The organism is Nostoc sp. FACHB-152, from assembly GCF_014697475.1.
Classification (GTDB): Bacteria; Cyanobacteriota; Cyanobacteriia; order Cyanobacteriales; family Nostocaceae; genus Nostoc_B.
Window position 1 is genome coordinate 85,406 of the sequence record NZ_JACJRV010000018.1, and the last position, 12,131, is coordinate 97,536.

Sequence of the window (12,131 nt, forward strand, 5' to 3'; positions counted from 1 at the left end):
GGTATTAGGAAATTAAACCGTGTTTTTTGTGTTTTACAAACCCATCACAGCACGATAATGAACTTCAATTTCCGCGACAGTTTGTGACTTACGCTGAGTATCCCACTGACTACGCTTAAATAATTCTTGTCGCAATTCATCTACATTAATTGTAGTAACTTGACCAGCAGCTACTACTTGTTTACCATTCACCCATGCACTATCAACAGTATTGGTTGGTCGTCCTAAAACTAATAAACCGATAGGATCTGTACGAGGCAGTAATGATAAATTTGTTAGGTCATAAAGTACAAAATCGGCTTGTTTTCCAACATCTAAAGAACCAATTTTATCTGCAATATTTAATCCTTTAGCACCACCAAAGGCTGCCATTTCTATAGCTTGTCGGGGTGTAATCCAATATTGATAATCTCGTTCTGTGGTGTTATGGATAATCGAACCAATTTTGATAGCTTCGAGCAAATCTTGAGAATCATTACTCGAAGCACCATCACAACCAAAAGTTACATTTACTCCAGCTTGACGATATTTTAAAATTGGGGCAATGCCGCTACCTAAACGCAAGTTACTTAAAGGGTTGTGAACAACTGTAGATTGCGTTGCAGCGAGAATTTCAATATCAATATCATTTAACCAAACACAATGGGCAAGGGTAGTGCGATCGCCTAAATAGCCAATGCGTTTAAGATGTTCAACAGCACTACAACCGTACTTTTCATAGGCAAGTTTTTCTTGGGCTTTGGTTTCGAGTAAATGCGAGTGACGACATAAATTATAGCGATCGCTCATCTCAATGCAACCAGTAAATAAAGCATCGCTACACAACTGAATTCCTGTCGGTGCAACTAAAATATTCACCCCCTCCTCTGGGCGATGAAATTGTCTCACGGCTTCTTCAATAATTGCTAGGGTGTCCGCCGTCGAGCGAAAATAAGGTTCGTGGTTGCGTTCTGTTTCCCCAGAGGGAATACCGGCGGTGAGAGATTCATCTTGAATCAGAGGCGCAATAAAAGCCCTAATCCCGATTTCTCGGTAAGCGCGAACGGCGGTAGCAATAGTTTCTAACTCTTGTCCGGGGATTAACACCAAATGATCTACTACACTCGTACCGCCGGAAAGTAAAGTTTCTACAGCCGTTCCTAAGGCGCTGAGGTAAACTTTTTCGGTGTCGAGGGGGGCAAAATCATACAGTTCCGCCAGCCATAATTCTAAAGGCAAAACCGACATAATTCCCCGTTGCCACATTTCCGACGAATGGGTATGGGCGTTAACAAAACCGGGTAGTAGCAGTTTGTGTTCGCCGTTAATTACTGTCCCCACAACATCCAGATTAGGTGCAATAGCAGAGATTTTCCCCGCTACAACCTGCACATCTGTGGTGGTATAAGCATCATCGGTGGCAATTAAAACATTTTTGATCGTAAAGTTCACGAGTTAAACCTTGATTAAGTAATTGAACGCTCTACTACATTTCAAGTTACAAAATAAAAAAAGGTGTTGGGTATTGCAATTTATGAATCAGCCTCTTCGGACTTTGGGTATTGCGCCAAATGCTTGGATGGTAGATCATGCGATCGCAGATATTACTCGTCCTCCTAAAACCCCACAACCCGTTATCTTATCAACAGAAACTAAAACCCTGCGCCTTGACTTGGCAAAAGCCGCTATTCTCGTCATTGATATGCAAAACGACTTTTGCCATCCGGATGGCTGGTTGGCGCATATTGGCGTGGATGTCACCCCCGCACGTAAACCCATTGAACCGTTAAATAATTTATTGCCGAAACTGCGTCATGTTAACGTGCCTGTAATTTGGATAAATTGGGGTAATCGTCCCGACTTACTCAATATCAGTGCAGCTTCGCGTCACGTCTACAACCCCACAGGTGATGGTGTTGGCTTGGGCGACCCCTTACCTAAAAACGGTGCTAAAGTTTTAATGGCAGGTAGTTGGGCAGCTGCCGTAGTTGATGAACTACCACAGTCACCCGAAGATATCCTTGTGGACAAGTACCGCATGAGTGGCTTTTGGGACACGCCCTTAGATAGTATCCTGCGTAATTTGGGAGTGACTACAATATTTTTTGCTGGTGTGAATGCTGATCAATGTGTGTTAACTACACTGTGTGATGCCAATTTTTTAGGATATGACTGTATTTTAATTAAAGACTGTACTGCAACAACTTCACCCGATTATTGTTGGCAAGCAACTTTATATAACGTCAAACAATGCTTTGGTTTTGTCACCGACTCTCAATCCATTTTCACAGCTTTGAATCACCCAGAATCAACAGGAGGGGATCAATAAAATGCACTCTACTCGTTGCGTAATTCCTGTTATTAAATCTCCCAAAGATTATCAAGCATACCGCATCAGTCCCCACGATACCAATCGGTTAGCAATTATCTTTGATTCAACCAACGCCAACACTTCTTTGACTTGTTGCGTAGAAATATTTGATGTCGGTGGACAAACACCACCTAATCGCCATCAATGGGCAGTTGAATTGTTTTTTATCCTTAAAGGCGAAGGAGTTGCTATTTGTGATGGTAAGAAAGTGCCAATTAAAGCCGGAGATAGTTTATTAGTACCGCCCACAGGCACACATTTGATTAAAAATACAGGTTCTAGTCGCTTGTATACATTGACTATTATGGTTCCCAATGAGGATTTTTCTGAGTTGATTCGCAGTGGCACACCTGTAGAATTAGACGCAGAAGATATGGCAGTATTTGGTAGGTTAGATAATTTAATGCCGTGTTGAAAGAGGCTGATAACAGAAATTAGCGACTTTTGATATCCGATTTTAAATCTTGCTTTTTATTACTAACAAACTGCTGCAATTGTCAATAAAGGTAGACGCGCACAAAATTTATATTTATTAGCGTCTATCTGTGATTGATTTTAATGAAATAAGTGCGTAGACGCTGCATCGGCTTGTCTTAGGCATTGCATATTACATAGATTCAAAACTTAATTAGACTGCCGACGCTTTTTGTATTTATAACTATTAGCGCAAGGTTTAAGCTTGCCTTGGATTTTCATTTAAACAGTACATTTTTTCAGCAAAAATCTACTGAAGCCGATATTTCAGGGCGATAACTACACCCGCCGCAGGCATCAAAAAATTTTTCGGTTTCCTGAAATTGGGAGGTTCCCTTATCTGTCTAAAGAGAGAGATTTTACATTTTTTCCTTTCTATAAGTATGAAATATGATAGTCTGAATTTCAAAAGTTTTCCAGTAAAAATGCAGTTCTAAGTAAACTAAATAGTAATTGATTTTAGGGAGTAACCACCAATGAATTTTCTATTTTTAAAAAATAAAAACAATAGATTAATATTTTTATTTGCAATAGGATTATTAACCTCACTTATTTCTCCACTTAATGCTCAAACTTCTAGTCTACGGTTGAATGATGCTAGTTATTCTCTTAGTTGTAGAAATGAAAAAATAGTACAAGGTAATCGTTTAGAAGCATTATGTCTTAATGCAACTGGTACCGTAGGTAGTACATCATCTATTCAATTAAGAGGTATTGAGAATATTAATGGTTACTTAGTACAAACACCTATTATAAATACAAGTGATTTTTACCAGTCATGTATTGGCATAACAATATTTAATGGAACATTAAGTGCTTCTTGTAGGACAAACAACAGTTCAGTTTTTTATAGACGTAGTAGTATTAAACTGAAAGAAATCACAAATATTAATGGTAGATTAGTTTATGAAGTAGATAAAATTTACGAGGTTACAGCTAACAATATTGTTAATCATGCTTATAATAATCATGGGAGTGAGTTTGGCAATAACATTAGTAGATCTCAGTTTAAAGTAATTGTTTTAAACATTATGAGAAATTATTCCCAAAGGAAAAAAGTTAGGTCTGGACGTGTTGCTTTTTGGTCTCAAAGATACCAAGCGGTTGCTATTATTCAACCAGTAGATAGATTAGGTTCAAGTACAGCATTTAAGCCAACACGAGGTTTTGCTTATTACACTGGTATTCAATAAAAATAGCTATCCCACACTTAGGATGATAAATTAATACTAAAAACAGCTAAACTAAGGGATAGATTAATGTTTTTATCAAATAAAATTAGGGATTTATTAAAAATTTACCTTTGTTTTTATTGAATCCCTTGTTATTTAATGTTTAAGCTAACATTAAGTATTAATTTTTTCTAGCTAATCTAAACGAGACATAAAATTTCTATTTTTTGAAATTATGGATATTGATAGATTTGAAAATGAATATGTTTATACTAAATTTACTCAAGATGAATTATTAATTTTAAATAATGCTTTAAATGAAATATGTAACAATTTAGATGAATCGGAATTTTCAGTAAGAATAGGAGTTGATATAGAAAAAGCTAATAAATTACTTCATGAGTTTCATCAAATTTTTAAGATGATTGATAATTTAACTTAAAAATGCAATTTAATGTAAGTTCATTTTCTTCTTATTTATTTCATTACTTTTATTTTGATTTTAAAGTTTTGTATTATTGGATTGTATTTCTAATAGATATTTTTATTTAATTTTTTTATTCCTGTGGCTAATGTACTGATTTGCTTAATATCTATTGTTTTTCACATTCATCGCTATTCTTAAGCAACAGGATAAAAATTGTTTGACATTGTTACTACTTTTTGGCACTGTTTATCAAAGCAGTCAAAATAAATTTCTTAAAATAAAATGGATGTTGCTTCTTTAGTCAACATTTCAATTATTCTCCTGCTTCTAGCCACAGGTGTTGCTCTTATAACACGACGGCTGCGTATTCCCTACGTGACGGGTTTAGTATTAGCAGGTTTGCCAATCACTGAGTTACTGTCTCGGCGTATTGGTTTAGATCCTTCTTTAGTTTTGAATCTTTTCCTGCCAATTTTAATATTTGATGCAGGTATTAATACAGATATTAGCCGCCTACGCAGCACATTTAAACCAATTGCTTTCTTAGCTGGGCCTGGGGCAATATGTTCTAGTGCGATTATTGCTGTGCTGTTGAAATTTTCGCTGGGATTAGCTTGGATACCTGCTTTATTTATCGGCGTAATTCTGGCAAATACAGATACAGTTTCGATGATTGCTGTTTTTAAAGATATACCTGTACCTTCCCGACTTTCTACTATTGTGGAAGGAGAAACTCTATTTAATGATGCAGCTGCTTTAGTTTCTTTTAACCTGATTTCGCAAATTTATTCAACAGGTTCGCTGACAGTAGTAGAGGGAATTCAACAACTATTATTTATTGCTATAGGTGGCTGTGTTGTTGGGCTAGTGTTGGGATATTTAAGCATACCTATATTTACTCGTTTAGATGATCCCCTCAGTAGATTATTACTGACAGTTGCCGTTGCGTTAGGAACTTTTCAAGTTGGACAATTTTTAGGTGTATCTGGTGCTGTAGCTGTAGTTATCGCTGGATTACTTTTTGGTAATGTTGGTCTTTCGCGTAATACTTCCGCTTCTAATCGCATCACGTTGTTAAGTTTTTGGGAATATGCAAGTTTTACAGCTAATACTTTTATTTTTCTGTTGATTGGTGTAGAAATAAACTTAGTAACGCTCTGGAAAGCTTTACCTGCCATTTTAATTGCAGTTTTAGCCTATCAAATCGGACGGATTCTGACAGTATATCCATTACTCGCAGGAGTTAGTTTATTTGACCGCCCAATTCCCCTACGTTGGCAACATTTGCTGTTTTTAGGCAACATCAAAGGTTCACTTTCAATGGCTCTAGCATTAAGCTTACCTGCTACATTACCAGGAAGAGATGTTTTGATTGCAATAGTTTTTGGCAGTGTTTTAGTTTCTTTGGTGGTGCAGGGATTAAGTTTGCCTTGGATGGTAAAACGTTTAAAATTATCTAAATTTTCTGAGACACATCAACAAGTTGAACAATTGCAAGCGCAATTAATTACCGCAAAAGCCGCACAAGATGAATTAGATAGTTTATTAAAAACTGGGGTTTTGCCAAAAGCTGTGTATGAAGAAATGCGTTCAGCTTATCAAGTACAAATAGCTGGTGCTGAAAAAACATTACGTGAGTTTTATAATCGCCGCGCAGGTGAGTTTGAAGGTAGTGAGGCGTTGAGTAAACTTGATGCGATTCGGCGGCGGTTATTATTAGCAGAAAAAGGCGCGCTGACAGAGGCCTTGCGTAAGCGAATTCTTTCGGAAGAAATTGTGCGATCGCGCATCCAAAACATTGATGAATTGCTGCTACAACTAGACGATGATTAATAGTTTCTCCGGTCTATATAGCAACCATGTAGTAAATCCAAATAAATCTATTGCCTATTGCCTATTGCCTGCCTCCTGCCTTCATCTTTAATAACTCTACCCGGACTGATAAAAGAAATTCCTTGTTGAAAATCAGTACCAATCATCACTGCTTCGACTATCGGCTCGGAAATTTCTTGCGCTGCTACCCACTCGACAATAAAGTTTGCACCTACGCCTCCACTAGTGTCATCTCTAGTAACAAAAAAATCAGTAGAAGCTAAAGCATCAAGTTGAGTAGGATTTTCTAAATACTGCTTAACTAATTTGCCATTTGTGTCATAGTAGCGCACAGAAGTAATGATGATTGGGCTATTTAAATCTGTGTTGCGAATACTGAGAGTAGCAGCTAAGTAGAAAATTTCTTGCCGATTGTGATGATATATTTCCGAATAGACAGGAACATAAATAGTTTGTCCCTTTACTATCTTGAAATTTTTATCAAGAGTTACCACCTTTGCTGATGATTTTGCTTCATTAGTATTTAATTTTGGCTGTGGCGAACTTTTTAGTGATTGGCAAGACACAAGCAAAATCACAATAATTACTAAGTAAAAACGTCGATATAATTTCATTAAAATTATTTGCAGCCCTCGATAAAATCAATGACTTGATGTAAAGATCCTGGTTTAGTTGCAACCAACACAGTTGAATCAGGTTCTAAAACTGTACTCCCGTTAGGAATCATTAAATCTTCGTGGGGATGAGGCTGATAGCCAATAATTAGTGAACCAGTAGGAAATCGAGCATCTTGAGCAATTTCTGCAAGACTACGCCCAACCACATAGCAATTTTTAGCGATCGAAAGTTTTAAAACTTCAATCTGTCCCTGCTCAAAATGCATCATCGATTCTACTTGCGGATATTCAATAGAATTTACCATTGTGGAAACTGCTAGTTCAACGGTACTAATAACATGGTTAGCTCCCGCTAAACGTAGTGGTTCAGCAAAATCAGAATGGCGCATTCGAGACACAATATGAGAAACACCGTAATGTTTAGCAAGTGTTACCATTGCTAAATTTAAAGCGTCACTTCTGAGAACAGCTGCTAAAGCATCGGCTTTGCGAATTCCTGCTTCTAACAAAGTTTCTGTACTCACAGCACTGCCTTCAAAAGCCATTGCTCCCACTTGTTCACGTGCATAACGGCAAGCGGTAGGATTAACATCAATAACGGCAACCGTATGCCCTAGTTCTACCAATTTTTGAGCCAAACTCAGTCCTACTAAGCCTGCTCCACCAATGAGAACGTACATAAAATTTCCTAATGCTTAATAGCTTCTTAATTTACTTTACAGGTTAGTCAGGCAATGAAGTATGTCTAATGAAAGAGTAAATTACATGACATTAATTTAGCAATCTATTAAAAGAGTGAATTCAGCTAATAACTTATGACGAGAAAACCTCCGTCTACGGAACGATTAGCTGCTCTATCAAATCAAGTAAAAATTAGAATGCTAAAGCTCATGGAGATGTTATTCTATGAAACTAAATTATGTTACAAAACAGCTTTCTGTTATAGGACGTTGGATAGCTACAACTGTATTTTGTGTGTCTGCGATCGCTTTTGTTTGGCAAGGTGCATTTTTCTCTAACACCACAGCAATTGCTGCTCCTAGTGTAAACTTAATTGCAACTGCTGATGCAGGCGATCAAGTTAAAGGCAAAACCCGTGAAGATGCTGGACGCGCCAAGAATTTCATTCGAGATACAGCAGATAAAGTTGAAGAAGCTGCCAGAAGCAATTCCTCTAAAGTGGATCGGGCAACCGATGGTGATAATATCCTAGAACGCAGAGCAAAAGATGATGCGGCTCTAATTCACAAAAGAGCAGAAGAAGATGCGGCTCGCACTCAAAAAGCAGTAGACAATACCAAAAATGTTGTTGAACGCGCCGTTGATAGCGTTAAAGATGCTTTTGGTAAGTAGATAATAAATACTGCTCTCACAAAAATGCATAATTATTAGCTTGTAGGGTGTGTTGTCGCGTAGGGCAACGCACCCTTGTATTTTATAAATTATTCGTCACCAGCAAATACTTGTTGAAAATTCCAACCGTTACCGATTTTTACGCCTTGAATGGGCCAGGTAGCTGAACCGTCATCAATCCCCGTATGCTTGTAAAACAGCATATCTCCATTCGATTTGATGGCGTAGATGGCACCATGATCACCAGCAAACACTTGTTTAAAGTTCCAACCGTTACCTATTTTTACTCCTTGAATAGGCCAAGTAGGTGAGCCGTCATCACTACCAGTATGTTTGTAAAAAAGCATATCCCCATTCGATTGGATTGTGTAAATTGGGGTTGCTAGTGCAGACAATGACCACAAACTTAAAACCACAGAGCTGGCTAATCCAACTAAAATTTTCATTATCTTTCATCCTTTTTAAAATTTTAAAAGTACTTAAAAATGTCCAATTATTTAATGTATTAATCATCTACAAATGCGAATCGCAATGGTATTACCCCAAAGGCGATCGCACCAGCAACTAATTATTTAGTACCTGAGAAGTTGTATTCTCCGGGGCTACCACCAGTAGAATTGATTACTGAGAAACTTCCTCCTAGCCGCAGGGGTGAACCAGATTGGACTACAGAAAGATTCCCCTGATAATTTTGAATCGCAACGCCATTGCGAAGACGTGCAAATGAAATGCGACCACTAAAAGGACAGTAAAATCCTTGAATTTGATCTGTTCCATAAATTGTGCCGGTGATTGGTCTACAATTCAGACTGCTGCTGGGTTGGTTAATAACCAATACTCCAGGAGATTGATTAGCAACAATAGACCAGGTTCCGGCAATGCTGATGGGCCAGCCGTCAGCACGGGCTAGTCCAGCCCAAGATAGACTCCCCAGACAAACGGCGAGTGCTGCACTTTTCATGATGTTGGACTTCATTGTCATCCTCCAAGTTGTTCAGCATTTTGGGGCTTGAGCGTTATAACAAAGCGTTATCGCTTAGTAAGCCAACCTCCCTGAGAAGTTTGCGGAATTTAGAATGTCTATGTCTTCGCTATCAAGCAAAGCTCCCCAAAAGAATGGCACTTACCTTAAGGAGCAGAATGGAATAAAAATAGAACTTATATCATGTTTGGCTGATCAGTTTTGATTCGATGCATCTGTGCAGAAATCGACAAAACCCTGTCCCCTGCTCCCCGCAGACTGAATGGGAATTAAAAATTTTCAAGCAATATCAAAGCTTTCAGCCTTAGCTTTAATCATAAACTCTAGCCTTATAAACGAGACTGTCTTATTTCAGTCTCCATCTCACATCAGCCGTATTTTATTTGTACAAAACTACAAATTTACAGAACAAAAATTATCAGAACAGCATTTACGTGTATCTTAACAGGGACACTCAATTTATGATAGTAGTGAAACTAAAAAAAATATAAACATCCAAATTAAGGATTATTGAATTCTTACTTAGCTTGGATTACAGCATTAATAAGAACTCTTGAATTATATTTAGTTTAATAAAGAAGAAATATATGTTTACACTTATTTGTTATGAAAAATTTTAATAGCTATAGTGTGTTTGTAAAAATCACACTCAATTTTTCAATTCGCAAATGTTGTTAACTACTTCGCCTAAATGGAGTTCAAACGAAATTAGAGATTTACAACTAAGTGCCTAAAAAAGACTAGATTGCCGGGTAATAAATCTATTATATGACCTTTATGCTTCCTGACTCAAGCCAACGCAGAGATTATTGGCAAACTTATCTCCAAGCAGTGCAAATCAGCATTGAGGATAAAAAGTTGGATGTGTTGCGCGATCGCGCTTTCTTCTTACCCCAGACTAAATAGCCGATGCTGTCGCTACTGCTTATATTTAAGCTACTTTTGTTTGCTGCCATAAAATAATCTTCAATTGGGAGCAGTAGCAAACGCCATTATTTATTTCTGGCTCATGAGTATCTATCCAATCATAAATTTTTGCCGCTTTTGCCAATGCCACTTTTTCTGAGCGATAAAGCACAGGCGTAGGGCAGAAGGCTTGTCCATTGATGTGTATAGCCGCAATCTGCCAATAGTCACTGTTTTCACCCTCTGGGATTACTTCTAAAAACCCGCTATTGTAAGGCTCGATTATTCCTAAATTCATCTACAACTACCAAATTTCAAATGAATACCACATGAAATCATAGGAGAATGCAGCTGCAACCCCCTTCATAATCTTGTGTGCTAGGTCAAGAGAAATCTGATTTATTGGTCACTTTTTGACAAATTGCTTAGTGCTATTTTGAGCTTGATGGTGATATTCTTCGCCTCAAAATCAACATCAAAACACTATACTAGCAAAAACTAATATGTGGGTAAGTGCCATAGTTGCGTATTTACATTATTTAAGCTTCATGTTATGTTTTGGCACTCTACTGTTAGAAGCATTCCATTTAAAACAAGAGTTAAATTTGAAAGCGGCTGTAAAAATTGTCATCTTTGATGCCTTGTATGGTATATCAGCCACTATTGTTTTAGTTACAGGTATCTTGCGTGTTATCTACTTTGGTAAAGGTTCAGACTACTATTTAAGCAACCCCTTTTTCTACACCAAGGTAGCAGTTTTTCTGGTAGTAGGTTTGCTATCTCTCTATCCTACTGTTTGTTTTATTGGTTGGGTCAGAGATTTGCAACAAGGACAAGTGCCAACACTGGAATTAGCCAAACTGAAGCGTTTAAGCTGGTTGATTAAAATTGAACTGGCTGGCTTCACCCTAATTCCTTTACTAGCAACAATCATGGCTAGAGAATTAGGGATAAACTAGACTGAAAATTTTTGTAACTTGTATAATACTTGACAAGCTTTATTGGTAGTATCTATTGAAGCAAGTAGGGGAAAGGTGACAGCAGGGAATTCTTCCTTTCTGCTTTCACTTTTTCCCGTTAATCTTTACCCCGCCAAGGAAATTGGCGCACCACTAGATATACATATAAGAATCCGGTTTGATTACTGAACATACTTGTGTAGTCAGGCAATAGACAACAGCATCTAAGGCAGGTAATAATGTACTGATTTTTTTCAAAAATCAAATACTAGTCTTATAGCAAAGTAATCATTATAAATTTCTGTATTAGTCATGACTATGCCATGTGGCTGTGTGTTTATTCTTGTTATATGACTGCCAGCCCAGACAAATACAAACCAGATTCAGCTTCAACAGTGAAATATTCATTACTGTTTTTAACTGGAGATAATTATGTATCTAGAACGCGAAATACTCAATGCTGTGGGATACGAGATTCATGAACTAGAACCATCGCTAGAAGAAATTCAAATCCCAGAGGTAGTAATTACAAACGAGTTAATTGCAAATACAATCGATAACTTTGGCAAACTTTTAGAGCAGTATGAACCAACTTCAACAGGACTTCTGCGGTGAGACGAAAAATCAAGGGTTTAGGGGTGTGGGGTGTGAGTGAGCAAAATCAATCTCAACAATAGACCTACCTTAAAAATGGGTGTAGGGGTATGAGGGTGCAAGGGTGTAAAGGGAAGAGATTTTCATACCCTCGTTGTGAATTCTATTCATGGAGTATCTTGCATAAATTTTTTTGTCTCACGCATTCGACGAAGTCGTTCTCGTTCGCGCAGCGTCTCCGTCAGGAGAAGAGTAGGCGCAAAGACAAGGCAGTGCGTTGGGGAGGCAGCGCGGTAGACGGGTTTACCGGCATAAAGCGACTGCCGTGCAAAGAAAAATGACACTCTACTTGACTCGCTATAAATCAAACAAATCCAAATCAGTCACAGCACCGAGGCTACTAGAAGAAACCAACTTCGCATATTTAGCTAAAATGCCTTTGGTATAACGCGGTGGACGCGGTT

The 12,131-nt window shown here is 37.7% G+C and carries 15 protein-coding genes; 9 read left to right on the forward strand and 6 right to left on the reverse strand.

Features of this window, described 5'->3' with window-relative positions:
- Positions 1-33: 33 nt before the first annotated feature.
- Complete coding sequence (locus H6G76_RS15935; RefSeq protein WP_190702255.1) at positions 34-1,431, reverse strand: amidohydrolase; 1,398 nt, start codon at positions 1,429-1,431, stop codon at positions 34-36.
- 82 nt (positions 1,432-1,513) lie between these two features.
- On the opposite strand from H6G76_RS15935, the gene H6G76_RS15940 reads away from it, so the two are divergent.
- The 5 genes from H6G76_RS15940 (at position 1,514) to H6G76_RS15960 (ending at position 6,256) form a co-directional block, all read left to right on the forward strand.
- Positions 1,514-2,308 carry a cysteine hydrolase family protein gene (locus tag H6G76_RS15940; protein WP_190702258.1) on the forward strand — a complete coding sequence of 265 codons (795 nt, stop codon included), beginning with the start codon at positions 1,514-1,516 and terminating at the stop codon, positions 2,306-2,308.
- A 1-nt stretch (position 2,309) separates the two neighbouring features.
- Positions 2,310-2,765 carry a cupin domain-containing protein gene (locus H6G76_RS15945; protein WP_190702261.1) on the forward strand — a complete coding sequence of 152 codons (456 nt, stop codon included), beginning with the start codon at positions 2,310-2,312 and terminating at the stop codon, positions 2,763-2,765.
- A 535-nt stretch (positions 2,766-3,300) separates the two neighbouring features.
- On the forward strand, positions 3,301-4,017 hold the full coding sequence (locus tag H6G76_RS15950) for a hypothetical protein (protein WP_190702264.1): 717 nt from the start codon (positions 3,301-3,303) through the stop codon (positions 4,015-4,017).
- 214 nt (positions 4,018-4,231) lie between these two features.
- Complete coding sequence (locus H6G76_RS15955) at positions 4,232-4,438, forward strand: hypothetical protein (RefSeq protein WP_190702266.1); 207 nt, start codon at positions 4,232-4,234, stop codon at positions 4,436-4,438.
- A gap of 267 nt (positions 4,439-4,705) precedes the next feature.
- Positions 4,706-6,256, forward strand: coding sequence for a sodium:proton antiporter (locus H6G76_RS15960; protein ID WP_190702268.1), 1,551 nt, complete (start codon positions 4,706-4,708; stop codon positions 6,254-6,256).
- 47 nt (positions 6,257-6,303) lie between these two features.
- Here the strand turns inward: H6G76_RS15960 and H6G76_RS15965 are convergent, their stop codons facing one another.
- Together H6G76_RS15965 and H6G76_RS15970 are read right to left on the reverse strand one after the other, a co-directional pair.
- A complete protein-coding gene (locus tag H6G76_RS15965; protein WP_190702271.1) occupies positions 6,304-6,870 on the reverse strand; it encodes a DUF3124 domain-containing protein in 567 nt (188 codons plus the stop codon).
- A gap of 5 nt (positions 6,871-6,875) precedes the next feature.
- Positions 6,876-7,553 (reverse strand): TrkA family potassium uptake protein, encoded by a 678-nt coding sequence (locus H6G76_RS15970; RefSeq protein WP_190702272.1) that lies wholly within the window; start codon positions 7,551-7,553, stop codon positions 6,876-6,878.
- Between the two features lie 226 nt (positions 7,554-7,779).
- On the opposite strand from H6G76_RS15970, the gene H6G76_RS15975 reads away from it, so the two are divergent.
- Complete coding sequence (locus tag H6G76_RS15975; protein ID WP_190702275.1) at positions 7,780-8,226, forward strand: hypothetical protein; 447 nt, start codon at positions 7,780-7,782, stop codon at positions 8,224-8,226.
- A gap of 89 nt (positions 8,227-8,315) precedes the next feature.
- Here the strand turns inward: H6G76_RS15975 and H6G76_RS15980 are convergent, their stop codons facing one another.
- Positions 8,316-8,672, reverse strand: coding sequence for a tachylectin-related carbohydrate-binding protein (locus H6G76_RS15980; protein WP_190702278.1), 357 nt, complete (start codon positions 8,670-8,672; stop codon positions 8,316-8,318).
- Positions 8,673-8,794: 122 nt separating this feature from the next.
- Positions 8,795-9,202 (reverse strand): hypothetical protein, encoded by a 408-nt coding sequence (locus tag H6G76_RS15985; protein WP_190702281.1) that lies wholly within the window; start codon positions 9,200-9,202, stop codon positions 8,795-8,797.
- Positions 9,203-9,976: 774 nt separating this feature from the next.
- Here H6G76_RS15985 and H6G76_RS15990 point away from each other — a divergent pair.
- Entirely contained in the window at positions 9,977-10,114 is a 138-nt protein-coding gene (locus H6G76_RS15990; protein ID WP_190702283.1) for a hypothetical protein, read from the forward strand.
- Between the two features lie 25 nt (positions 10,115-10,139).
- On the opposite strand, the gene H6G76_RS15995 is transcribed toward H6G76_RS15990, so the two are convergent.
- Positions 10,140-10,412 carry a hypothetical protein gene (locus H6G76_RS15995; RefSeq protein WP_190702285.1) on the reverse strand — a complete coding sequence of 91 codons (273 nt, stop codon included), beginning with the start codon at positions 10,410-10,412 and terminating at the stop codon, positions 10,140-10,142.
- Between the two features lie 205 nt (positions 10,413-10,617).
- Between H6G76_RS15995 and H6G76_RS16000 the strand changes: the two genes are divergently transcribed.
- Both H6G76_RS16000 and H6G76_RS16005 read left to right on the forward strand, forming a co-directional pair.
- Positions 10,618-11,073: a DUF2214 family protein gene (locus H6G76_RS16000; RefSeq protein WP_190702288.1), complete on the forward strand. Its 456-nt coding sequence runs from the start codon at positions 10,618-10,620 to the stop codon at positions 11,071-11,073.
- Between the two features lie 432 nt (positions 11,074-11,505).
- Positions 11,506-11,688 carry a hypothetical protein gene (locus H6G76_RS16005; protein ID WP_190702291.1) on the forward strand — a complete coding sequence of 61 codons (183 nt, stop codon included), beginning with the start codon at positions 11,506-11,508 and terminating at the stop codon, positions 11,686-11,688.
- The last annotated feature ends 443 nt before the right edge of the window (positions 11,689-12,131 follow it).